Raw genomic sequence first — 22,733 nt, forward strand, 5'->3', positions numbered from 1 at the left:
TAAATTATCCGCTTAGCCGAGCCACTACAGCACGACGTCCGAGACGGCCTGCTCGATGGTGTCCTCGTCCGGGATGACGTACTGCTCTTCGGGTGGGTCGTATGCGATGGGGACGTCCGCGCGGGTGACGCGCTTGATCGGCGCGTCGAGGTCCCAGAACCCCCGGTTGGCGATGCGGGAGGCCACCTCGCTCGCGAACCCACAGGTGCGGTTCGAACTGTCGACGACGACGACCCGGTTTGTCTTCCTGACGCTTTCGAAGATAGTCTCCTCGTCGAGCGGCAGTAGCGTACGCGGGTCGATGACCTCTATGCTCACTTCGTCGGCCATCGATCCAGCGACGGACAGCGCCTTTGGCACCATCTCGCCGACGGCGACGACGGTCACGTCTTCGCCCTCCCGTTTCACATCGGCCTTGCCGAGCGGAATCCGGTACGACTCCTCGGGTACTTCGCTGCGCTGCCCGATAACGCTGGCCGGCCAGAACACCATCACCGGGTCGTCCTCGGCGACGGCGCTGAGGAACAGCCCTTTTTGGTCGTAGGCGGTGCTAGGGACGACTGTCTTCACGCCGTAGTTGAGCAGTGACGGGTAGGCGTTGTCGGAGTGCTGCTGGGCGCTCCCGCCGGGGACGCCCGACGTGTTCACGGTGATGGTCATCGGGATAGACACCTGCCCATCGGTCATGTGTCGGAGCTTCTGGGCGTTGTTGACGAGCTGGTCCATCCCGAGGTAGCTCATCGTGTTGATTTGGTATTCAATGATGGGCCGCTTGCCGTCCATCGCGGCGCCAACCGCCAGTCCGTGGAATCCCTGTTCGGAGATGGGCGCGTCGAGCACCCGCTCCTCGCCGAACTTTTCGACGAGGTCGCGGGTCGTCCCCATCAGCGCGTGTCTGATATCCTCGCCGATGAGAAACGATTCGTCGAACTCCGCCAGTGCCTCGTGATACCCCTCGATTATCGACGCGATGTAGCTCTTGTCAGGCATTGTTATCTGTATTTAGTCGCCGGCGTGTGCGGATAGTCCTGGTCGGCGTAGACGTTCTCCGCGGCACGCTCGGCCGGGGGATACTCGCTCTCGACGGCGAACTCGGCGGCCTCGTCGATCTCGGTCGCTATCTCCTCGTCTATCTCGTCGAGACGCTCCTCCGAGGCGACACCAGCCGCCACGAGCGCCTCCCGGAACGTCGAGATGGGGTCGCGGCTCTCCTTCCAGTCGTCGACCTCGCCGTCCGGACGGTACGGACGGTCCTCCAGCCAGCTCAGCGCTTCCTCGCCGGAGAAGTGGCCGGAGTATCGAAGCGTCTCACATTCGACGAGGCGTGGCTGTGAGTCTTCGCGGGCGCCCTCCACAGCCTTTTGTACCTCCTCGTAGACGGTCAACACGTTCTGGCCGTTGATGGTCTTGCTCGGGAAGCCGTAGCCGGCTGCGCGGTCGGCGACGCTGTCGCCGGCGACGGCGTACTCGTCGGGCGTGCTGACCGCGTACCCGTTGTTCTCACAGAGGAAGACGACCGGCAGATCCCAGACCGCGGCCATGTTCATCGTCTCGTGGACGACGCCCTCGTTGGAGGCGCCGTCGCCGAAGAAGGAGACGCCGACCCGGTCGTCGCCATCGAGTTTGGAGCTCAATGCGCCCCCGGCGACGTGGGGGACGCTCGCCCCGACGATGGCGTTACAGCCGAAGATGCCCAGCGAGAAGTCGACCATGTGCATCGACCCTCCGCGCCCGCGGTTCAGTCCCAGTTCCTTCCCCGCTATCTCGGCCATCATCTCGTCGATGTCGGCCCCCTTCGCGAGGACGTGACCGTGACCGCGGTGCGTGCTGCCGATGATGTCGTCATCCCCGAGCGCGAGGCAGGCGCCGACGGCGACGGCCTCCTGGCCGAGATAGAGGTGCACCGCCCCGGGCAATTCCCCCGCGTCGCTGAGTTCGCTCGCCTTTCGTTCGAACTCGCGTATCTCCTGCATCCGCCGGTACATCTCGAGCAGTAGTTCCTCGTCGAAGCCTGACATCTGAGACTGTAACGTCTCAGTCTGTGCGGGCACGTTTTGGCTCATTGATTCGTCGTCCCGAACTGCACCCTTTATTTGCTTATAGCTTACGCCAATCTGTGCGGTGACCGAACCGATACGATCCCTCGAGAGAGCTACCCCCGAATATTGTTGAAAATCCAATAAAAAGTATAAAACCGGATAGCGACCATTTCTCGACCGGCATGGACTTTCTACACGGCAAGACGGTACAGGACCTCTGGCGCGAGCGGGTCGCGCTGTCGGGTGACGATCGGTTCCTCATCACCGACGAGAAAACCGGCGTCGAACAGAGCTACGACTACGCAGAGTTCAACGACATCATCGACCGAACGGCCCGGGCGTTCAGCGATGAACTCGGCATCGAGAAGGGGGACAAGGTGACTATCCACCTCCCGAACTGCCCGGAGTACCTCCAGGTCTGGTTCGCGCTCCTGAAACTGGGCGCCGTCAGCGTCCACTCGAACACGAACCACACCGTCCGCGAGGTGAATTACACCATCGAAAACTCAGATTCGGAGGCGGTCATCACGTCGCCGACATACGCTGACCTCGTCGACGAGGCATGCGAGGGGACGGCCGTCGAGACGACGGTGTACGGCCGCGTTAACGACGAGGAGGTCGACGGCGTACAGCTCGACGAGATCGTCGCGAACGCCGACCCCGACTTGCCGGACGTTGACATCGACGGCGAGGATGTCGCACAGATCATCTTTACGTCGGGGACCACGAGCGACCCGAAGGGCGTCCTCCACACGCACGCGAACCTGCTGTACGCTGGCGAGCGCGCAAGCAAGCACACGGCGCTGAACGCCGCCGACCGGATGCTCACCGCGCTCCCGGTGTTCCACGTCAACGCTCAGTCGATAAGCGTGCTCTCGTCGTTGACCGTGGGCTGTGAACTCGTCCTCGTCGAGGAGTTCAAGGCATCTGAGTACATCGACCAGCTCCGCCGGCACCGTGCGACGGTGACGAGTCTCATCGGCACGCAAGTCAGAGCGCTGCTCGCTCAACCGGAGCAAGGCACCGACGACGATAACGACCTCCGGGAGATCTTCTTCGCGATCAACGTTACCGACGACGAGAAGGAGCGGTTCGAGGAGCGGTTCGGCGCGCCGCTGCTCAACGGCTACGGTCTCTCCGAGACGATGACCATCGTCTCGATGGCCCCCGTCCACAGCGACCGGAGTTGGCCCGCCATCGGCCGGCCCGCGTTCGACCGGGAGGTTTACATTGTCGACGACGACGGCAACCCCGTCGACACCGGCGAGCGGGGCGAGATCGCCGTCGGCGGGAAGCGGGGCCGGAATCTGATGAAGGCGTACTACGAGATGCCCGAGAAGACTGAGGAGACGTTCACCGACGAGGGGTGGCTGCTCACCGGCGACTTTGGCCGCTTCGATGAGAATGGTCACCTCTACTTTGTCGATCGAAAGAAGAATATTATCGAGTCTCGTGGCGAGAACGTCAGCGAGGCCGAAGTTGAGGGCGTCCTAGAGAACCATTCGAAGGTCGAGGAGGTAGGCGTAATCGGCGTCCCCCACGACATCTACGGCGAGGCGGTGAAGGCGCTGGTCAAGCGGGCAGACGACGATCTGACGGAAGCGGAACTGCGCGAGTACGCCGCGGAGAACCTCGCGAAGTTCAAACAGCCGGAGGAGATTGTGTTCATAGAGGAGTTTCCCCGGACTAGCATTGGCAAGATCGAGAAAAGCACGCTGCGGGACGCGGGTGGCGTCCCCGAAGAGATGGGGGCAGAGTGACCGCTATGTCGAGCGAGATCGACCTGGCCGCCCACGAGGACGACATCGGCCGGACGGAGACGTACGATATCGGCCGGGTGACGCCGCTAATGGCCCGCCGGTACGCCCGCGCCGTTGAGGACGACAACCCGCTGTTCCACGACGAGGCGGTCGCGCGCGAACGGGGGTACGACAACGTGATCGTGCCGCCGAACTTCCTATCGGCGATCATCGACCCTACGGAGGGGGCACCCGCCGACCAGTTGCGCGAGGACGGACTCAATCCCCAGCGGTTCCCCATCGAACTCCCGCCGGAGGCGATCCTCATGGGCGGGGGACAGGATCTCTCCATCCACCGGTACGTCACCGCCGGCGAGTATGTCTCCGTCGAGGAAACGCTAACCGACGTGTATCAGCGCGACAGCGAGCAGATGGGAACGCTGACTTTCATCGAACAGACGGCCGAGTACTACGGCGACGATGACGACCACGTCCTCACCTGTGACAAGACTATGATCGTAGGTGACCGACAGTGACCAGTATCGATGATATCCACGCAGGCCAGGAACTCCCGGAACTCCGGAAGGAGCTGACCATCCCCCAGTTGTTCCGGTACAGCGCCATCACGTGGAACCCCCACCGCATCCACTACGACGCGGAACACGCTCACGAGGAGGGCCACCCGAACATCCTCGTGCAGGCCCACCTCCACGGTGCCGCCATCCAGGAACTGCTGATGGACTGGCTCGGCGCGGACGGGAAACTGACCGAACTCTCGTGGCGCAACGTCGGTCGGGCGACGCCGGACGACCCGCTCTACGTCGGCGGGGAGGTGACGACCGTCGATGCCGAGACGAGAACCGTCGTCTTCGAGGTGTGGACGCGAACCGAGGAGTCACGCGCCGCGGAAGGCGTCGCCGCCGTCGAACTGTTCGACTGAGAGGAGAGAACCGGGCGGGTGGAGGCGTGCTTTCGCTCTCGTCACCGTACTGTCGAGCGCAACGCTCCTCTCGTCTCTCCTCGGATCGACGTGAAATGCGTGTCACTCTCCTCCCAAATTTTATGCGGTTATACTCTACCCTAGATCTTGTCACATAAAACAGCATCAAATAAAGAGACACGTAGAGTACGTTGGCGCGGTTGACATCGGCGGAACGGTCACGGACTGCACACTGGTCGACGAGGCCGGTGAAGTAATCACGAGCAAGATGCGGAGCACTCCGGAAGATAACTTCTAATTTGGTTCTATCGTGGCGAACAGTCGGACTCGGGCGGAGAAGGCTACTATCGGGGCGGAAACGGCGGGAAACTGGCTGTTGTTCCGCACAAGGGCGACGTGAACGTCAGTGTGTACACGAACGACTACGTCCGAAAGCCCTCGGGCTGTTCGGGGGCGCCCCCGGCTCTCGACTTCAGACCTGGGTTCTCAGGGATGCGACTCCTGAAGAGGTTTTCGAAGACCGCTCGAGTCAGTTGCGAATCGACGCGCTAGACGGCGAAACCAAACATCCGCCGAGCAAGGGTGCGGGCCTGTCGTTGGACGGCAACGACGTGCTCGAGTGGACGTGGATGGGCAGTGCCGGCTACGGTGATCCGCTCGACCGGCCCGTCGACCGCGTCGTTGACGACGTCGACCACGGTTGGATCTCAAAGCAGATGGCCCGCGACTCGTACGGGGTTGTGTTCGAGGATGGCGAACTCGATTCGCAGGCGACGGAGCGACGGCGTGCCGAGATTCGAGACGAGCGACTCGACGAGGCCGTCTCCTCCGAGGGAGGTGACAACGAATGACCGACGACTTCCCGTCCGTCGAGGAACTCCGTGCGAGCGAGAAGCGACTCGTCGGTGACTACATCGAACTCGACGACGGAGAGTTTCGGTGCGTCAAGTGTGGCTGTGGGTTCAGGTCGCCGGACGAAAACTACAAGGAACGGCTCGCACTCCGTGATCGGAACGTCGATGACCTGGGCCGCCTCTGGATTCCCCTTTCGATGCTGGTCGACGACGAGATGATGTTCTGGGAGTTCTACTGCCCGGACCGTGCGACGCGGATAACGACCGAGGTGGCCGGAGACGGGGAAGCTATCGTGGACGATATGGTTCTCGACGCCAGGTGATATCGCGCGTCAGAGTTCCTCGGGGAGCTCTCCGCGCTTCTGCGCCTCTTCGACGAGGATCGGGACGCTGTCGGTAATGGTGTGGATGCCGAGCACGCTGGCCAGTTCGAACACTTCCATGATCTCCTCGCGGGTAGCCCCGTAGCTGAGGGCGTTCTGGATGTGGACGCGGAGTCCGGGCAGGTAGAGGTGCGTCGTGGCGACGTCGATGGCGACGTAGATGAGCTCCTTCGTCTTCGGGTCGAGTTCGCCCTCGTTCCAGGGGTGGGCCGAGAAGTCGAGGTACGCCTCAAAGTAGCCGTGGTCGAGCTTCAGGACGTCCTCCCACAGCTCCGACCAGTAGCCGCGCTCGTCCTCGAACTTCTGTCGCAGGCGCTCCTCCTCCTCGGCCGCCTCGCCGGTCGCGGCGTCGGGCTGGCCTGCCTCGTCGACGAGGATGGGAACGCCCTCGGTCACTGAGTGGACGCCGAGCACGCTCGCTAGCTGGAACACCTCCATGATCTCGTCGACTGTGGCTCCTTGATCGAACGCGTTATTGATGTGCACTCGCGTTCCCTTGTTGTAGAGGTGCGTCGTCGAGCAGTCGATAGCGATGTAGATGAACTCCTTGACCTTAGGATCGAGTTCGCCGTGTTTCCACGGCTGGGCCGACAGCTCGCGATACTTGTCGAGGTACTCCGGGTCGAGGCATAGCAGGTCGCCGTACAGGCTAGACCAGTAGTTACGCTCCTCTTTGAACCGTTCTTTAATCTCCTCTTGCCGCTCCGTCAGCTCATTGTCACTGAATGACATATGAGGGCATCCTCCGCGGTGTAACTTATAGCTAACGAGGACAGGGTGCGCTCGACACCGGATCAGTGCCCACTACGCGGTCGGTTCGGTGAGAGACGGTTTGTCGAACCGTAGCACTGCGCGTCTGTCTTCCGGCACGCACCGTGCTGGGCGGGACGAACGAAACACGTATCGAGGGTTCGGGGGTTGCGTTCCTCCGTCGCCTGCTCGAACGTCGAACGTGGCGGTTCGGGCGACGCTTCCACACCGCCACAGTAGTTATGACACCCGTCTTCGAAGGGGGACGTGTATGTCGGCGAACCAACCACTAGAGGGCCGCGTTGCCCTCGTCACCGGTGCAAGTTCGGGAATCGGCCACGCCACTGCGCAGGCGCTCGCCGCGGACGGCGCGGATCTCGCATTCGCGGCCCGCAGTGAGGACAAACTCGAATCGCTCGCGGCACAGCTAGAGACCGAGCACGGCACCCAGACGCTCGTCGCTCCGACGAACGTCAGGGACGAACACGACGTCGAGGCGACGGTCGAGGCGACGGTCGAAACGTTCGGCCGCCTCGACATCGTCGTATTGAACGCGGGGGTGGGAGCGCCGGGAAGTCGACCCGAGGACACCTCGACCGAGGAGTACCGAACCCTAATGGAGACGCACGTCGACGGGACGTTCTTCACGGTACGGGCGACCGTCCCTCACCTGCGGGATACGGGCGGGAACCTCATCTTCATGAGCAGCATCGCGGGCCAGTACCCACGCCCGGCGACGCCGCTGTACGCGGCGACGAAGTGGTGGATTCGCGGCTACGCCCTGAGCATCGAGGGGATGGTCGCCGAGGACGACGTCAGCGTCACCGTCGTGAACCCTGCGGAGGTCAGGACGGGCATCGAGGTGCTCGGGACAGCCATCGACGAGCGGTTCGGCGAGGGGGAGGTGTCGGAACCGGAGGAGGTGGCCGACGCTGTGGCGTTCGCGGCTCGCCAGCAGGGGCCCAGCACGGTCGCGGAACTCGACCTCTACTACCGCGGGAAGCTCGGTCAGTTCTGAGTCCCCGGCAAAAACTCGGTGCCGGCTCCCGACCGTGAGATGTGGTACCGTAATGTATAATTGACTGGGATTCACAGTCAAGATGAGGATATTTCGAATGAACTTCGAGCGTTCGGGCGAGCAGAAGATGCTCGTCAAGACGGCCCGGGACATCGTAGACAAATATGGGGAGTCGTACTTCCGAGAGAAACGGCTGGCCGACGAGGAGCCGGAGGAGTTCGTCGAGGATCTCGCCGACGCTGGTTTTTTCGGCATCCCGATTCCCGTCGAGTACGGCGGCCAGGGGATGGGGATGCTGGATCTCGTGTACGCTATCGAGGCCATTGGCGAGGCCGGCGGCTGGGACGCCATCGCCAAGTTCACCCTGAACACGGTGTTCGGCGGGGTTGTCCTCTCGAATTACGGCACCGAAGAGCAGAAGGAGACTTACCTCCCGAAGATAGCCGACGGCGAGATGGACTGGGCGCTCGGTGTCACCGAGGCCAACACCGGGTCGAACATGCTGAAGACGAAGACGTTCGCCGAACGCGACGGTGACGAGTTCGTCATCAACGGCGAGAAGGCGTTCAACTCCGGTCTCGATCAGGCCGACGGCTACACGCTGTTGACCCGAACTAAGCCATTCGATGAGGTCGACCGGCGTACCGACGGTCTCACTGTATTCCTCGTCGATCCCGACACTGACGGCATCGAGTTCGAACCGGTCGATCTAGATGTGTACTGGCCAGCCGGCGAGAATACGTTCACAGTGCATATTGACGATCTTCGGGTTCATGAGTCGCAGGCGATCGGAGAAATCCACGAGGGGTTCGCGCCTATCTTCGAGGTACTCAACCCTGAGCGCATTAGCACTGCGGCCGAACATCTCGGCCGAGGGAGGTGGGTGCTTGACAAGGCTGTCGAGCGAGCCCAGGAACGGGAGGTGTGGGGTGAACCCATCGGCGCGCATCAAGCCATCCAGCACCCCCTCGCCCAGTCGTATGCCGACCTCGAGTCTGCAAGTACAATGGTCAAGAGGGCGGCGTGGGGATACGACAACGATCAGGACAACGTCGGCGAACTCTCAAACATTGGCCACATGCTGGCGGGCAACGCTGCCTTTGAAGCGGCCGACAACGCCGTCGAGACGTTCGGCGGTGGGAGTGCCGTGGCCGACTACGGCATTGCGGCCGTCTGGAGCCTCTCCCGCCACCAGCAGATTGCCCCCGTGACCGACCATATGAAGCGGAACTTCATCGCGAACAACGTCCTGGATCTGCCCCGATCCTATGGCGTCTGAGGTGCAGTCGCCAGATCTTGACTCTCTCTTTCGCCCCCCTGCGATACCGCCGGGCGCCCCCGGAACGTAGAGCCATCGCATTGCATTTCTGTCCAAGACATAATCTAGATTACTATTTCCAGGGGGTTATATATCCACTCCCCGTAATGGCTTTTGTATGGCACCCACTGACAGGCCTAGTGGTAGTACCGGTAGTGGCGACGAAGGCCAAAAATCTAATAATTCATTTCGGGGAATCATCACCGACCGCCGGACGTTACTTCAAGCAACGGCTGCGGTCGGGGGGCTAAGTCTCTCCGGGTGTCTCAATCAACTCGGTGGCGGCGGTTCAGGGAACGTCAAAATCGGGGCGCCGCTCCCGACGAGCGGTTCGTTCGCGGCCTACGGGAATAACCACAAGAGTGCAATTAAACTGGCGGTCAAGCACGCCAACGAGCAGGGCGACGCCGGCGACCGCGAGGTTGAGGTGGAGTTCGCAGACACGAAGGGTGACCCGAGCACCGGCCGCCAGGCCGCACAGGAACTCATTAACAACGACGCTGACTTCCTTTCGGGGAACTACTCGAGCGCGGTAGCGCTGTCCATTGGGGAACTCGCCCAGCGGCGGGGACTTATCTACCAGTGCGTCGGTGGATCCAATGCCATCACCGGCTCGGAGTGCCATCCGTACGTGTTCAACACGGGCAACAGTGCCGTCCAACAGTCGGTGACGATGCCGTATATGCTCAAGGAACGCGGCGGCAAGTCGGTATTCATCATCTACTCGGACTACGCGTGGGCCCAGTCGTACATGGAGTGGAACAAGAACCACGCTATCCCTGACTCAGGCGGCAAAGTCGTCGGGACGCAGGCGGTTCCGCTAGGGACGAACGACTGGTCACAGCCGGTCACCAACGCCCGCGACTCCGGCGCCGACCACATCCACTTCGCCGTGACGGGAACCGACCTCGTAGGCGGTGTCACCCAGGCGTTCGAGTTCGGTCTGCAAAAGGAGTCGTACATCAGCGCGGCGGCCGCGACGCTGTCGGATGTCAAGTCGATAGGCATCGACATCATGAGCCACAAAAACTTCTACCCCGGCGGCACCGTGTGGTATTGGGAGCACTCCACACCTGGAGCCCAGGAGTTCAGCAGTGCCTTCCGCAATGAGTACAACACGGTTCCCCTGAACTTCTCGGCATGTCACTACGCCGGGACGCGGACAGTGTTAAAAACAATTGGCGAGGTGGGTTCGACGAACCCAGACGACTTGCGGAGCGAACTTGAGGGGAAACAGCTGTCCCCGCAGCTCTGGGGTGTCGGCGAGAAGTATCGGGCGTGTGACCACCGTGCGACCATCTCAACGATGATCGTGCAGGCAAAGCAAGGACTGAGCCAGCAGAACATCGACAGCGGTTCAGTATACACGATCCTGGACTACCCGAAGAACCCCGAGTCGGTAATGCGATCCTGCGAAGAGACCGGTTGCCAGATGGAGTGAATGTCCGACAATAGCGCACCTCAATCATGACAGCACTTTCAACGATTAGTTGGTTACCCCTGCAGGTCAGCGTCAACTATCTTCTCACGCAGTTACTCAACGGTATTGCGCTCGGGATGATATTGGTATTGATCGCATTCGGGTTGTCCATTATCTTCGGTCTTATGGGCGTTGTGAATTTTGCGCACGGTGAGTTTCTACTTGTCGGGACGTACGTCGCGCTGACAGTCATTCAGATAACCGGAAGCTTTCTCCTCGGACTGATCGCTGCGCCGATTGCGGTCGCCCTGCTTGGCGCTGTTGTCGAACGGTTCACACTCCGGCCAATCTACGACCGCGACATCCTGTTACAGCTACTGCTGACGTTCGGGTTGGCAGAGATAATTCGGGAGGTGGTGATGATAATTTGGGGAAGGACGGGGACATCGTTCCCGACGCCGTCGTGGGCAGTAGGCACCCTCGATTTCACCTTGTTCACCTATCCCATGTACCGCCTTTTCGTCATCAGCCTCGCGGCGCTCATCGTTGTCAGCGTGTACGTGTTCCTCACGCAGACGGACACCGGTCTCATCATCCGTGGAGCTACGGCTGATCGCGAGATGGTGAACGCACTCGGCATCGACGTCAAGCAGACGTTCCTGGTGGTGTTCGCCATCGGGAGTGCCATCGCCGGCATCGCCGGGGCGCTTATCGGTCCACTACGGAGCGCGTACCCCACACTAGGTATCGATCTGATAATTCCGGCGTTCGTGGTCGTCGTCGTCGGTGGACTGGGCAGTCTCCGGGGGAGCATCCTCGCGGGACTGCTTATCGGTGAACTCATGGTGTTGACCGGCGTCGTCTACTCGCCGATGTCGAACGTCATCATCTTCGTGTTCATGGCGCTGCTCCTTCTCGTCCGACCGCGGGGATTGTTTGGTCGAGAGGTGGTGGAGTAGTATGGCGTCCGTCGACGAGGTTCGCGACCGACTGTCGTTCGGTGGTACTACCGACCTGCTCAAGTTCGTCGCCGTCGTCATCGGGTTCGCTCTGTTGCCGGTCGTGTTCGGCACGTCGACGGCGAATACCGTGGTCGTGTTAGCGGTGTTCGCCATGGGCTACAACCTGCTTCTCGGCTACGGCGGCGAACTCTCCTTCGGCCACGCGGCGTTCTTCGGCCTGGGCGCGTACGGCACTATCCTCGCGGCCGAACTCATCGTCTTGAACCTATACATCAGCATGGTCATCGCCATCGCGTTCACTACGCTGGTCAGTTTCGTTTTTGGCTACGTGAGCCTTCGGCGTCGTGGCATCTACTTCGCGATGATCACGCTCGCGTTGGCACAGATGGTGTACTACGTCGTATTCCAATGGAATAGCCTGACGGGGGGACAGAACGGAAAGTCTCTTCCGATGTATAGCGCGCCCATTGCCGGTCTCGATCCGCTATCAGCCGGTCTCAACTTCTATGTATTCGCCCTTGTGTTGCTGGCGCTAACCTGGCTTGGCGTCCGGCGTGTCATCCAGTCACCATTTGGAAAGGCGCTAATGGCTGTCCGCGAGAGCGAGGATCGCGCCCGACACCTCGGGTACAACGTCAACGGACTGCTGCTGCTGGCGTTCACGCTCTCGGGAGCGCTAGCCGGGCTGGCCGGCACGTTACACGCGGTGCTGTTCGCGTTTGTCGGCCCGGAAATGCTATTCTGGACAATATCCGGCGAGGTGGTTCTCATTGCCATCCTCGGTGGGATCGGGACTCTCAATGGCCCCATCGTCGGGGCCGTCATCTTCGGCGTGCTCTCGCATAACCTGACGAAGGTGACTCAGAACTGGCCCCTCATCTTCGGAACCATCTTCGTCCTGGTCGTGATGTTCGCGCCCGAGGGCGTTTACGGCCTTTACCAGAACTACTTCGACGACCAGAGCGGATTCGACGCCCAGTCGGTTATCGACCAACTACGTCGTGGCGGAGAATAACCCTCCCTAGATTTAACTACACTTGCTGCGATTGAGGGGTATGCAGGTTCTAGGAGTGGACAGAGTGGTTCTCGCAACCTCCGATGTCGACGAGACAGCCAATCGACTGAATGAACTACTGGGCATCTCATTCGGTGAGTTCTTTTCAGCCTCGACGGAGACAGTCGCTGGGACGAACAATCTCGTGAGCCGAATCAGCCCCGATGGCCAACTCGACCTCGCTGGACCCGGCGACGGCAATAACGAGGTCACCCGATTCCTCGAGGAGCACGGCCCCGGACTGTACGGGGTTGCGTTCCGCGTCGCCGACCTCGACGAGGCCGAAGAACACCTCGCCAAGAAGGGCGTCGATCCCGTCGGCCGCATCGATTGGGGCGACTTCTCGGAACTGTTCTATCATCCTCAGGACTTTGGCGGGATGTTTGTCCTGCTCGCAGAGTTTCCCCATCCAGTAGACACGAACGTCCGGATGGAGTTCGGTGCCGAAGCTATCCGGAAGGAGACCAAAGAGTAAGACAAGGAAGATGGGCTGGTCAGACGTTCTCCAGGTTCTGGAGGTGTTCCTGTGGTGTTCCCTGTGCGGTAATGACTTCGCCGTTGATGTACGAGGAGGCCTCGCTGGCGAGAAACAGCGCGATGTCGGCAATCTCCTCGGGCTTACCGACGGGACGGGACGTGTCAGAGCGGTCAGAAGTGTCGCTTGCCTCGACGCCGTACTGCTGTCTGATTCCAGGCGTGTTCACCCAACCGGGCCTGATGCAGTTGACGCGGACGTTCTCGTCCTCCCATGCCATCGCGAGGCTCCGGGTCAGTGACTCGACGCCGGCCTTCGAGGCCGCGTAGTGAACCGCCAGTGGGTAGCCCTCGACAGCCACGCTTGACACATTGATGATGGTGCCGCCGTCCTCCTCGATAAAGTGGTCAGCCGCGAGCCGACAGCCGTCGAACAGCGCATTCAAGTTGATGTCGACGATGGTTCTGAACGCGTTCTTGCTCAACTCCTCGGGTGGACTGCCGAAGCTCCCCGCCGCGTTGTTGACGACTACGCCTAGTTTTCCCCACTCTTCAATGGTCGCGTCGCGTATCTCCTTGAGGCGATCCGAGTCCCGGACGTCGCCGGCCATCGCCAGCCCATCGCCGCCTGCCTCCTTGATGAGCGAGACGGTCTCCTCGAGTTCTTCCTCAGTTCGGCTGGTGACGGTGACACCTCGCGCGCCCGCCTTCGCGAATTCGGTCGCGATGGTTCGGCCGATACCGCGGTTGCCGCCGGTGACGAGGACGACGTTGTCCTCGACGCTGAATCGCTTGTTCACGACTCCCCTGTCACCCTCTCCGAGCAAATAGCTTCCCCCGGGAGTCAGAACGACGGGATGATCTCATCGCCGAACCGTCGTATCTGTTCGAGCTGGGCGTCGAGGCTCGTATCATACGTCGTGATGTGGAGCTTCGTCGTACCGGCGTCGGCGTACGCCTCGACGTCCGCGATGACCTTGTCGGCCCGGCCCAAAAGCGGCCGATCGGTGTTGCGGTCGGTGTCGGTGCCGACGTAGACGGGCCGCGACACCGCGATGGCGGGGTCGCCGTCGCGGTCGAAGTCGTCCCACGCGCGGTTCAGCCGCTCGCGCATCTCGCGGACGTCGTCGGGCCGCTCCCAAAAACTCGTCCAGCCGTCTCCGAACTCGGCAATGCGGCGCACCGACGCCCCGGACTTCCCACCGACGTAGATGGGCGGCGCCTTGCCGTCGTCTGGCACCGGGTAGAACCCCGTCTTCTGGAAGGAGTGAAACTCGCCGTCGAAGGCGAATTCGCCCTCCGCGCAGATGCGCTCGAACATCCGGAAGAACTCGTCGAGGCGGGCGCCTCGCTTCTCGAACGGGACGTCGAGTACCTCGAACTCGGTGCGGAGCCACCCGACGGCGACGCCGAAGTCGAACGCGCCGTCGAGCAACTCGTTCAGCGTCAGGACGCTCTTCGCCGTGATGACCGGGTGGCGGTACGGGACGACGCAGACGTTCGTGCCGAGACGCAGGTCGTCCGTGCGCCCGGCGAGATAGGACAGCACCTCGAACACGTCGTACGTTCGCATCGAACTGTCGAGCGGCGCCGACCCGTCCGGCGTGAATGGGTACGTATCGGGTATCTCCGTCGGGAGAACCGGATGCTCGCCGGTCCAGAGGAAGTCGAACCCCGCCTCCTCGGTCGCGTCCGCTATCTGCTCGAACGCGTCGACGTTCACGTACTCGCCGTCGCCGACGTTCCACAGCGTTACTCCGAACTCGATGTCGCTGTCAGCCATGAGATGACCACCTATGCATTGATTGTCTCCGTTCGGCGTCTGTGGGGCAGAACCGTTCGTTCCGCCCCGCGAGACACGTCACGTCTCACCGTCCAGCCCCAGGGAACATAGTTCCACCGTCGCTACGTGGTAAGCACCATTTTCCCGACGTGGTCGGCGTCCTCCATGCGCTGGAGTGCCTCGGCGACGTCTTCGAGCGGGTATCTCTCGGTGATGTCCGGTTCGAACGCGCCCGACGCGATGAGTTCGAGAGTCTCCTCCATCGCGTACCGCGGGGCACGGGTCGTGCCGACCAGTTCGATCTGCTTGCCGAATAAGTTCCCGAGGTTGATGCCCGCTTCCAGACTGGAGTGGGCCCCACAGAGGATAAGACGGCCGCGCATCCCGAGCGACTCGATGCTCTCGCTCCACGTCGCGCCGCCGACGGCCTCGCCCACGACGTCGACGCCAGCGCCGTCGGTCAACTCGCGGACTTCCTCGGCGAACTCATTGTTGGGGGCGTACACGACGTGATCCGCGCCATGGTCCGCGACCCACTCTTGTTTTGACTCCGTCGTCGTCGTGCCGATGACTGTCGAGCCCGTGAACGACCCGATCTGGGTGAGCGCGTGGCCGACGCCGCCCGAGGCACCGGTGACGAGTAGGTTGTCGCCCGGTTCGAGGCCGATGCGCCGGAGCATGTACCACGCTGTCCCGAACTGGACACAGGTGCTGGCGGCCTGTTCGGTGGTGATCCCGTCGGGCAGGGTCAGCACGTTCTCCTCCGGCAGAGCTATCGCTTCTGCGTAGCCGCCAAGCCCGGGTGTCTGGACACCGAGTACCCGTATTTTCGGACAGGCGTTGTCCAGCCCGCGTGTACACCACTCGCACTCCCCGCAGGTGAACTGCGAGTGGGCGACGACCCGGTCGCCCGCTTCGAAGCGGGTGACGTCATCGCCCACCGCCGAGACGACGCCGGCCGGTTCGATGCCTGGGATATGCGGGAACAGGTCGACGTCGCCGAACCAAAACTCGGCGATGTCGAGGTTACCGTACTCCCCCTTCACCAGTTCGCTGTCCATTCGGTTGATGCCACACGCCTCCACGTCTATCAGCACCTCGTCAGCGTCGGGCGTCGGTGTCTCTACCTCCTCGTACCGTAGTGACTCCGGTCCCCCGAAGTCGTGCATCCGGATCGCTTTCATCTGTACCGCCGATGAGCTAGTAATTGTCTATCATTATAGTCTCTCGGGTGTGCCCATTTCGGCGTCAGCTAGTTAATTGTAACCAGGGAGTGGCACAGACCATAAGTTGGAGGCCTTCGATCGCTTAGTAGTGAACTACCCAGAGAATGACCGTGATTGCGCTAAGAAACTCAACAACGTCGAGCGGAACAACGCGCTGTACGAGCGGACTGTGCTCGAACTGTACGCGATTATCAAGGACGTCGACCGTGACGCCGGCTGAACCTCAGTGAATTGGAGGAGCACGACTTCAAGGCGAACTGCCGGTTCCTGACAGGTTACTTCGAGACGGTGAACCTGCCCTAGGTAAACCAGCAAGTCGGTGGCCATTGCCGTAGAGGAGAGTTGCGTGGTCAAGGGAGACGAACTCATCAACGTTTGTGACCTCATCGTTATGGGTGAGAGCGCCTGATTCGGCCGGGCGGAGTGCGGATCTAGTCGACGGTCGTCCCGACAACGGTACTGCCTCATATCGTGTCGGCGTTCGAGAGAGTTTCAGGTATCAAAGGAGTGAGGCGGAGACGACGAGCACTAGCGGCCAGCGAGGTCACGCTAACAGTAGACCGGCAACGTTGTGGGCGGCGGCCGTCATGAACATGAACAAATAGGCAACCGACAAGTGAGCTAGTAAGCGGCGGCGACGTCGTTCCCCTCGCACATCCATATCATCACCTTCTCCGCAATCGGCGCTTCGCTTGTGGGGCTGAGTGGGTTCGGATCCCATGCCAGGCGTGCTATAAAACGCCCACGCCACTGCCTTTCACGCCGAGGGAGACAGTGCCGTCATGACTGCTCCTACTGTGTCGTCAGTCGCTCTTGCGGTTTGAACCTAACATCTAAATAGACGATAAGTAAGCTCGTACTCGGGAGGAAGCCGCCGACGAGTCGTGGATCCACCTCACTCTCGCTGCCGCGTTTTTATGGCATTTTACGCTCATATGATGGAACAGTCATGTCGGTCCAGTATGCGTCCGTTTCGGGAGCGACACAAGAGGTAAGACGTTCTCGGTCGAACGCTCCGAGCATGCAACTCGGCGTGTTCAACCTGACGCAGTACGAACAGTCCATCCCGGCGTCCGAGGTCTGGTCGTCTGTTCACGACCTCACAATGACCATCGACGAAGGTGGATTCGACTCGCTGTGGATCGGCGAACACCACGTGACACCTGACGACCAGTATCTTCAGAACATCCCGGTGTTAGCGGCACTTGCCAGCGAAACCGAGAACGTAACTATCGGCGCGGGGGCGTTTCTCCTGCCGTTGCACAACCCAGTTCACGTCGCGGAACTCGCAGTGACCATCGACGTGATGAGCGACGGCCGCTTCCAGATGGCCTGTGGCCTCGGCTACCGGGACGAGGAGTTTGACGTCTTCGGCGTCGACAAGGGTGACCGGGTCGGCCGACTGGTGGAAGGCATCCAACTGATGAAGCGCCTGTGGACCGAGGACAAGGTTTCCTTCGCGGGTGACCACTTCAGTGTCTCAGACGTGACAATCAACCCGAAGCCGGCGCAGTCACCGCACCCGCCCCTGCTGGTGGCGGGGTACGTCGACGCAGCGGCGAAGCGAGCGGCCAACATCGGCAATTCCTGGATGTACGGCAACCTCCAGAACAAGGCCGAACTCAAGCGGCAGTTCACCCTCTACGAGGAGGCCGTCGCCGAGGCGAACCGCGAAGACGAGTGCTTCACGCCGCCCGTGCTTCGGGAGGCGTTCGTCCTGCCCGACGGCGACGAGGCGTTCGACACCGTCCGGCCGTACCTCCAGCAGAAGTTCGAAAGCTACGCCGGCTGGGGGCTCGAAGGCGTCGACTTCGACGACTTCCGGGAGGCCAGCGAGGATCGGTTCCTCATCGGGTCACCCGAGTCCGTGCTGGCCGACCTGGAGGAGTACGCCGACATCGGCGTCAACCATGTCGTCCTCCGAGTGCAGTATCCGGGGATGGACGCGTCGACGGCCAAAGAGTGTCTGGAGACGATAAGCGACGAGGTCATCCCCCACCTCCCGTCCTGAGTCAAGAAAACGCGTTCGTACGATCTGGCCGAGTCAGACCGCGAGGTACCGATCCTTGATCTCCTCGTCGGCCCGCAGTTCCTCGCTAGGGCCAGACTCCCGTATCCGGCCCTCGTCGATGATGTAGCCGTAGTCGCTGATGTCCAGCGCCAGTTCGGCGTTCTGCTCAACCAACAGCATCGCGACGCCGTCGTCGTTGATACGCCCGAGGATGTCGCGTAGGCGCTCGACGAGCGAGGGCATCAGCCCCTCAGTCGGCTCGTCGACGAGTAGGAGGTCGGGGTCCGACAGCAGCCCCCGGGCGATGGTGAGCATCTGCTGTTCGCCGCCAGACATCGTCCCGGCCCGCTGCTGCTGTCGCTCCTCCAGGCGGGGGAAGTACTCGAAGATGTCGACCATCGCCCCGTCGATGTCCTCAATGTCGTGGCCGAGGTGGCCGAGGCGAAGGTTCTCGCGTACCGTCAAGTCGGCGAAGATCCGGCGCCCCTCCGGGATTATCGAGATCCCTCTCAGCGACGTCTCGTGGGGAGATGCGTCCGTGATGTCTTCGCCGTTCATCGTGACAGTCCCGGACCGCGGCGGCTGGATGCCCATGATCGACCGGAGTGTCGTCGTCTTGCCGGCGCCGTTCCGGCCGATGAGAGTCACCAGCCCTTCGGCCGGGATCTCGAGCGAGACGTTGTACAGCACGTGGCTCTTGTCGTAGTAGGTGTTTATCTCGTCGGCTTCGAGCATCGTCATTGTTCCTGGCCTCCTTCGAGGTAGACGCGGCGAACCTCCTCGTCGTTCTGGACCTCCTCGGGCGTGCCGTCGCTGATGATTTGTCCCCGGTGGAGCACCTTGATGCGGTCGGACACCTGCATCACCACGCTCATCTTATGCTCGACGAGGATTATCGTCACGTCGGACGACAGCTCTTCGATGAGCGAGATCATCTCCTTCGTCTCCTCGGCGCTCATCCCGCTGGTCGGCTCGTCGAGCAGCAGCATCTTCGGGGTCGTCCCGAGCGCGATAGCGAGTTCGAGCGTCCGTCGCTCTCCGTGGCTCAGCGTCGCCGCGTTTACGTCGCGCTTGTCGAGGAGGCCGACCCGTTCGAGTATCTCCTCGGCCTCCGTGACGAGGTTCGGCATCGAGGACGCCTTCGACCAGAAGTTGTACATGCTGTGGCGGGCCTGGATCGCGATACGGACGTTCTCGAGGACAGATAGCTCGTCGAAGACGTTCGTCACCTGGTAGGAGCGAGTCAGCCGTCGACGCGCGATCTCCGCGGGCGACAGGTCGGTGATGTCCTCGCCGGCGAAGTGGATGCGTCCGCTGGACGGGCGGAGCGCCCCCGTCAGGAGATTGAAGAAGGTGGTCTTGCCGGCCCCGTTGGGGCCGATGACCGCGTGCAGGGAGTCCTTCTCGAACGTTGCGCTTACGCCGTCGACTGCAGTCACGCCTTCGAACTGCTTGGTCAAGTCCTCTGTTGCTAGTAGCGCCTCGCTCATCGTCCACCCCGTTTGTCGCTCCGAGTTATATAAGTATTGGTAACGATAGTCACACACTCGCGCGTGCGTCGTCGACGAACCGGGATCGTCGACGTATCGCCGCTCATCCGTCCACTGCCGAGTTCACGGCCGTCGCCACAAGCAGGTCGTGGTCGTCGACGAGAACCGGATTGTCGCCGTCGACGAGTTCGACCCGGCACTCGACGAGGCCCCACTCGTCGTTCCGCTTCGTCAGGCCCGTCACCTCCACCTCGCCATGGACGCTGTCGCCGGGCGAGACAGGCTCCAGATAGCGGACGTTCCGGTGGCCGTAATTCATCGCCAGTACCGCGTCGCTCGCTACCGCGTCGACGAGGAACCCGTCGGCGATGCCGAGCAGCAGGGTTCCCTGCAGTACCACGTCGTCGACCAGCGGGTGTGCGTCGGCGTACTCGCGGTCGAGGTGGATGGGATCCGTCGACCCAGTCGCGCCGACGAACATCCGGATGTCGGAATCCGTGACTGTCCGGCCATCGGTCACGTACGTCTCGCCCTCATCGAACTCCTCGAAGGTTTTGCGTGCCGTCATCGTGTTATGTCGCATGTGGGCGTGAACCGTCAAAGCCGTTCGGGTGGCCTGTCGCACATGGGATTTAATAGCTCCCGTCTCCCGGTCAGCATATGAGCGTGAGGTTCTTCGAAGACCTCTCGACCGGCGAGAGCCACAAGTTCGGCGGCCGAACCGTCACCAAACAGGAGATACTGTCATTCGCCGAGAAGTACGACCCCCAGCCGTTCCACCTCGACGAGCGGGCGGCCGAGGACAGCGTGTTCAGCGGCCTGGTCGCCAGCGGCTGGCACACGGTCTGTCTGCTCAACCGGATGCTCGTCGATGGGTTCGTCCGCGACACCGCGAACATGGGTGGTCGGGGGGCCGACGACGTGCGGTGGCACCGTCCCCTCCGTCCGGGCACGACGCTCTCGGGTTGCGTCGAGGTGCTGGAGAAGACGCTCTCGAAGCGGCACCCGGACCGCGGCTACGTCACCTACGAGTTCACCGCGTTCGACGAGGAGGGCGAACGGCTCGTCTCGCTGACGGCCGAACTGCTGGTCCGCCGCCGCAAGGCGTGACCATTAACCGGGCCAGCGGCCGGTCGAGGGTCACACCGGCCGTTCCGGCACCCGAACGGCTTTGGCGACCATCCTCGAACGTAGAGCCGTGCTAGCATTCGTCCGTTCGGGAGCACGGCGGCTGTTCGACGGGCTGGCGACCGAGCCACGCCATTGGACGACGGTTGACGAACTCTGGGTGCTGATGTCCGCCTGCATGACGTTCATCATCGTACCCCCGAGCGTCCTCCCACTCATCATGGCCGACCCCCAGATCGGCCCGACGGCGGCGAGCTGAGTCGTCAGCGTCATGTTCGAGATGCAGTCGCTAGCGAGCACGCCGACCGGTATCGGCCTCGGCCACTTCGACAACCGCGTGGCGATAACCGTTGCCACCGCCGTGTTCCTCGTCGGCGGCGCGTGGGGATGGCAGGCCGCCGCTGTTGGCGACTTCGTCGCGCTGCTGCTTTCGCGGGCGCTGGCGAGCATCGGCGTCGTCCTCGCGTGGAACGCGTCGGCCAACCTCACCGGCTAAGTGGTCGATCCCGACCTGCGGGCGACGGTGCTCGGCCTCTTCACTGCCAGCGCGCCTCCGCGGTTCGTCGTCGAGCAAGTGACCGGCCCGCAGATCGCCGCCCGGCTTGGCTGGCAGGCCATCTTCGTTGCGTACGGCACGCTGGCCGTGGTCGGGCTCGTCGTGTTCCTCAAATTGAGGGCCAGCACCGGTCTCTCGCGACGGGACACGGCCTCACCGGGCGTGCTTGACTTCAAGCAGGTGTTCACGAACGTCCGGATCTGGCACATCGCTGGGATGGGCTATATGGCCTACTCGCTGTACGTGTTCATGAACAGCTGGATGCCGACGTACCTCGCCCAGGAGTTCAGGTTCTCGCTGGCCAACAGCAGTCTCGCTGTCGCGCTGTTCCCCGCTGTCGGCATCCTCTCCTAGAGCGGAGGCGGTGCCGTCGCGAACCGCCTGTTCGGCACCCGCCGGAAGCCGCACGTACTGCTCTCGTTTGTCTGTGCGGTGCCGCACGTGGCGCTCGTCGCTGTCGTCGCCACGCCATTGTTCCTGTTCGTCCTGGTCGTCCTCTCGGGGCTGTTCATCCAGTCAAGCCACGGCCTGCTGTACATCTACGGGCGGGAACTGGTCGAGCCGAACATCGTCGGCACTGCCACGACGTTCCTGATGACCGTCTCCGTGGTCGGGTCGTTCACCGCCCCGATCGTCGCCGGCTGGCTCATCGAACGGACAGGGAGTTTTCTGCCGGTGTTCGGCTACGGCGTCGTGGCCGTCATCGGCGTCGCGCTGGCGTGGTTCGCACCCGAAATCGGAGCGGTCGCCGCCGACTGAAGGCGACGGTCACTCCTCGAGGAACGCGAGCAGGCGCTCGTTGAACCGCACGGACTCGGTGAGGAACGGCACGTGGCCGCTCGCCTCGAACGGGACAAACCTGCCGTCGGCGAACACCTCGTCGGCGACGCGCTCAGCTGCGGAAAGCGGCGCAGCCCCGTCCCGTGCACCGTGAAACACTGCCCCTGGTACCAACAGCGACGAGAGCGTCCGCGCCATCGCGTCGTAGTCGGGGTCGCGGTAGATGTCGAGTGTTTTCAGCGCGACCCGCAGGGGGGTCTCCATCGCGATCCCCCAGAGCCACTCCTTCGTCCACTCGTCGGGGTTGCCGCCGAACATCCGGTCGACGTACGCCGCCACCCCCGCTGGCCGGCCGATCCGCTGCTGGTCGAGCAGCACCTCGACGTCGAGGCCGTTGTCGTCGCTTCCGTCGTCAACCGATGGAGCCATTCCCGCGAAGATGCCCGTCGATACGAGCGCAAGATGGGTGAGTCGCTCCGGGTGCGTCGCGACGTACGCGGTGGCGACGGTCGCGCCGAGAGACCAGCCGACGAACCCCCACTCGTCGACGCCGAGTGTCGTGCGGAGCGCTTCGAGGTCGGCCGCGTGCATCTCGGCGGTGTAGGGACTCACCGGCTTCGCCGAGCAGCCGTGGCCCCGGAGATCGGGCGCGACGACGCGGTGTCCGCTGTCCAGGAGCGCCGTGACCTGCATCTCCCACACTCGGTGGCTCATGAGCCCGCCGTGGATAAGCACTACCGTCGGCCCCTCGCCGAGATCCTCGTAGAACAGTTCGACGCCGTCCCGGACGGTGGCGCGTGGCATATGC

29 protein-coding genes are annotated in these 22,733 nt (G+C 62.3%); 19 read left to right on the forward strand and 10 right to left on the reverse strand.

Annotated elements, in window-relative coordinates; all coding sequences use genetic code 11:
* Positions 1-24: 24 nt before the first annotated feature.
* Both LIW51_RS19705 and LIW51_RS19710 read right to left on the reverse strand, forming a co-directional pair.
* Positions 25-990, reverse strand: a complete 966-nt coding sequence (locus LIW51_RS19705; protein ID WP_227378141.1) for an alpha-ketoacid dehydrogenase subunit beta — start codon at positions 988-990, stop codon at positions 25-27.
* A 2-nt stretch (positions 991-992) separates the two neighbouring features.
* Entirely contained in the window at positions 993-2,063 is a 1,071-nt protein-coding gene (locus tag LIW51_RS19710; protein ID WP_227378142.1) for a thiamine pyrophosphate-dependent dehydrogenase E1 component subunit alpha, read from the reverse strand.
* Between the two features lie 158 nt (positions 2,064-2,221).
* Here LIW51_RS19710 and LIW51_RS19715 point away from each other — a divergent pair, with 158 nt between their 5' ends.
* From LIW51_RS19715 to LIW51_RS19745, 6 genes are all read left to right on the forward strand, one after another.
* Entirely contained in the window at positions 2,222-3,799 is a 1,578-nt protein-coding gene (locus LIW51_RS19715; RefSeq protein ID WP_227378143.1) for an AMP-binding protein, read from the forward strand.
* A gap of 5 nt (positions 3,800-3,804) precedes the next feature.
* Positions 3,805-4,314 carry an FAS1-like dehydratase domain-containing protein gene (locus tag LIW51_RS19720; protein ID WP_227378144.1) on the forward strand — a complete coding sequence of 170 codons (510 nt, stop codon included), beginning with the start codon at positions 3,805-3,807 and terminating at the stop codon, positions 4,312-4,314.
* A complete protein-coding gene (locus tag LIW51_RS19725) occupies positions 4,311-4,718 on the forward strand; it encodes a hotdog family protein (RefSeq protein WP_227378145.1) in 408 nt (135 codons plus the stop codon). Before LIW51_RS19720 ends, LIW51_RS19725 begins: the two co-directional genes overlap by 4 nt.
* 205 nt (positions 4,719-4,923) lie before the next feature.
* A complete protein-coding gene (locus LIW51_RS39295; RefSeq protein ID WP_227378290.1) occupies positions 4,924-5,016 on the forward strand; it encodes a hypothetical protein in 93 nt (30 codons plus the stop codon).
* A 235-nt stretch (positions 5,017-5,251) separates the two neighbouring features.
* Positions 5,252-5,569 carry a hypothetical protein gene (locus LIW51_RS19740; RefSeq protein WP_227378146.1) on the forward strand — a complete coding sequence of 106 codons (318 nt, stop codon included), beginning with the start codon at positions 5,252-5,254 and terminating at the stop codon, positions 5,567-5,569.
* Positions 5,566-5,895: an acetone carboxylase subunit gamma gene (locus LIW51_RS19745; protein WP_227378147.1), complete on the forward strand. Its 330-nt coding sequence runs from the start codon at positions 5,566-5,568 to the stop codon at positions 5,893-5,895. Before LIW51_RS19740 ends, LIW51_RS19745 begins: the two co-directional genes overlap by 4 nt.
* Before the next feature lie 9 nt (positions 5,896-5,904).
* On the opposite strand, the gene LIW51_RS19750 is transcribed toward LIW51_RS19745, so the two are convergent.
* Complete coding sequence (locus tag LIW51_RS19750; RefSeq protein ID WP_227378148.1) at positions 5,905-6,687, reverse strand: carboxymuconolactone decarboxylase family protein; 783 nt, start codon at positions 6,685-6,687, stop codon at positions 5,905-5,907.
* 289 nt (positions 6,688-6,976) lie between these two features.
* Here LIW51_RS19750 and LIW51_RS19755 point away from each other — a divergent pair, with 289 nt between their 5' ends.
* The 6 genes from LIW51_RS19755 to LIW51_RS19780 all read left to right on the forward strand — a co-directional run bounded on the left by LIW51_RS19755 (position 6,977) and on the right by LIW51_RS19780 (position 12,952).
* Complete coding sequence (locus tag LIW51_RS19755; RefSeq protein ID WP_227378149.1) at positions 6,977-7,723, forward strand: SDR family oxidoreductase; 747 nt, start codon at positions 6,977-6,979, stop codon at positions 7,721-7,723.
* 97 nt (positions 7,724-7,820) lie between these two features.
* Positions 7,821-9,002, forward strand: coding sequence for an acyl-CoA dehydrogenase family protein (locus tag LIW51_RS19760; RefSeq protein ID WP_227378150.1), 1,182 nt, complete (start codon positions 7,821-7,823; stop codon positions 9,000-9,002).
* Between the two features lie 157 nt (positions 9,003-9,159).
* The gene (locus LIW51_RS19765; RefSeq protein WP_227378151.1) at positions 9,160-10,482 is read left to right on the forward strand and encodes an ABC transporter substrate-binding protein; all 1,323 of its coding nucleotides are present in this window, start codon (positions 9,160-9,162) and stop codon (positions 10,480-10,482) included.
* A gap of 26 nt (positions 10,483-10,508) precedes the next feature.
* Positions 10,509-11,420, forward strand: a complete 912-nt coding sequence (locus LIW51_RS19770; RefSeq protein ID WP_227378152.1) for a branched-chain amino acid ABC transporter permease — start codon at positions 10,509-10,511, stop codon at positions 11,418-11,420.
* Between the two features lies 1 nt (position 11,421).
* On the forward strand, positions 11,422-12,438 hold the full coding sequence (locus LIW51_RS19775; RefSeq protein ID WP_227378153.1) for a branched-chain amino acid ABC transporter permease: 1,017 nt from the start codon (positions 11,422-11,424) through the stop codon (positions 12,436-12,438).
* 64 nt (positions 12,439-12,502) lie between these two features.
* On the forward strand, positions 12,503-12,952 hold the full coding sequence (locus tag LIW51_RS19780) for a VOC family protein (RefSeq protein WP_255767544.1): 450 nt from the start codon (positions 12,503-12,505) through the stop codon (positions 12,950-12,952).
* A 19-nt stretch (positions 12,953-12,971) separates the two neighbouring features.
* Here the strand turns inward: LIW51_RS19780 and LIW51_RS19785 are convergent, their stop codons facing one another.
* From LIW51_RS19785 to LIW51_RS19795, 3 genes are all read right to left on the reverse strand, one after another.
* Positions 12,972-13,751: an SDR family NAD(P)-dependent oxidoreductase gene (locus LIW51_RS19785; protein WP_227378155.1), complete on the reverse strand. Its 780-nt coding sequence runs from the start codon at positions 13,749-13,751 to the stop codon at positions 12,972-12,974.
* Between the two features lie 44 nt (positions 13,752-13,795).
* Entirely contained in the window at positions 13,796-14,734 is a 939-nt protein-coding gene (locus tag LIW51_RS19790) for a TIGR03619 family F420-dependent LLM class oxidoreductase (RefSeq protein ID WP_227378156.1), read from the reverse strand.
* A 122-nt stretch (positions 14,735-14,856) separates the two neighbouring features.
* Positions 14,857-15,918 carry a quinone oxidoreductase family protein gene (locus tag LIW51_RS19795; protein ID WP_227378157.1) on the reverse strand — a complete coding sequence of 354 codons (1,062 nt, stop codon included), beginning with the start codon at positions 15,916-15,918 and terminating at the stop codon, positions 14,857-14,859.
* Between the two features lie 130 nt (positions 15,919-16,048).
* On the opposite strand from LIW51_RS19795, the gene LIW51_RS38630 reads away from it, so the two are divergent.
* Both LIW51_RS38630 and LIW51_RS19800 read left to right on the forward strand, forming a co-directional pair.
* A complete protein-coding gene (locus tag LIW51_RS38630) occupies positions 16,049-16,180 on the forward strand; it encodes a hypothetical protein (protein WP_255767545.1) in 132 nt (43 codons plus the stop codon).
* A gap of 801 nt (positions 16,181-16,981) precedes the next feature.
* Positions 16,982-17,971, forward strand: coding sequence for an LLM class flavin-dependent oxidoreductase (locus LIW51_RS19800; RefSeq protein ID WP_227378158.1), 990 nt, complete (start codon positions 16,982-16,984; stop codon positions 17,969-17,971).
* A 33-nt stretch (positions 17,972-18,004) separates the two neighbouring features.
* Here LIW51_RS19800 and LIW51_RS19805 read toward each other — a convergent pair whose 3' ends face one another.
* The 3 genes from LIW51_RS19805 to LIW51_RS19815 all read right to left on the reverse strand — a co-directional run bounded on the left by LIW51_RS19805 (position 18,005) and on the right by LIW51_RS19815 (position 20,029).
* Positions 18,005-18,712 (reverse strand): ABC transporter ATP-binding protein, encoded by a 708-nt coding sequence (locus tag LIW51_RS19805; RefSeq protein WP_227378159.1) that lies wholly within the window; start codon positions 18,710-18,712, stop codon positions 18,005-18,007.
* A complete protein-coding gene (locus LIW51_RS19810) occupies positions 18,709-19,461 on the reverse strand; it encodes an ABC transporter ATP-binding protein (protein WP_227378160.1) in 753 nt (250 codons plus the stop codon). Before LIW51_RS19810 ends, LIW51_RS19805 begins: the two co-directional genes overlap by 4 nt.
* A gap of 103 nt (positions 19,462-19,564) precedes the next feature.
* Entirely contained in the window at positions 19,565-20,029 is a 465-nt protein-coding gene (locus tag LIW51_RS19815; protein ID WP_227378161.1) for a MaoC family dehydratase, read from the reverse strand.
* A gap of 92 nt (positions 20,030-20,121) precedes the next feature.
* On the opposite strand from LIW51_RS19815, the gene LIW51_RS19820 reads away from it, so the two are divergent.
* The 5 genes from LIW51_RS19820 (at position 20,122) to LIW51_RS19840 (ending at position 21,904) form a co-directional block, all read left to right on the forward strand.
* A complete protein-coding gene (locus LIW51_RS19820; RefSeq protein WP_227378162.1) occupies positions 20,122-20,571 on the forward strand; it encodes a MaoC family dehydratase in 450 nt (149 codons plus the stop codon).
* A gap of 88 nt (positions 20,572-20,659) precedes the next feature.
* Positions 20,660-20,848: a hypothetical protein gene (locus LIW51_RS19825; protein WP_227378163.1), complete on the forward strand. Its 189-nt coding sequence runs from the start codon at positions 20,660-20,662 to the stop codon at positions 20,846-20,848.
* 12 nt (positions 20,849-20,860) lie between these two features.
* Positions 20,861-21,085 (forward strand): hypothetical protein, encoded by a 225-nt coding sequence (locus LIW51_RS19830; protein WP_227378164.1) that lies wholly within the window; start codon positions 20,861-20,863, stop codon positions 21,083-21,085.
* Positions 21,086-21,499 (forward strand): MFS transporter, encoded by a 414-nt coding sequence (locus LIW51_RS19835; protein WP_227378165.1) that lies wholly within the window; start codon positions 21,086-21,088, stop codon positions 21,497-21,499.
* A gap of 87 nt (positions 21,500-21,586) precedes the next feature.
* Positions 21,587-21,904 (forward strand): MFS transporter, encoded by a 318-nt coding sequence (locus tag LIW51_RS19840; RefSeq protein ID WP_227378166.1) that lies wholly within the window; start codon positions 21,587-21,589, stop codon positions 21,902-21,904.
* A gap of 9 nt (positions 21,905-21,913) precedes the next feature.
* On the opposite strand, the gene LIW51_RS19845 is transcribed toward LIW51_RS19840, so the two are convergent.
* On the reverse strand, positions 21,914-22,729 hold the full coding sequence (locus LIW51_RS19845) for an alpha/beta fold hydrolase (protein ID WP_227378167.1): 816 nt from the start codon (positions 22,727-22,729) through the stop codon (positions 21,914-21,916).
* Positions 22,730-22,733 lie beyond the last annotated feature (4 nt).

It is taken from the genome of Haladaptatus halobius (genome assembly GCF_020618475.1).
In the GTDB taxonomy this organism is placed as follows: domain Archaea; phylum Halobacteriota; class Halobacteria; order Halobacteriales; family Haladaptataceae; genus Haladaptatus; species Haladaptatus halobius.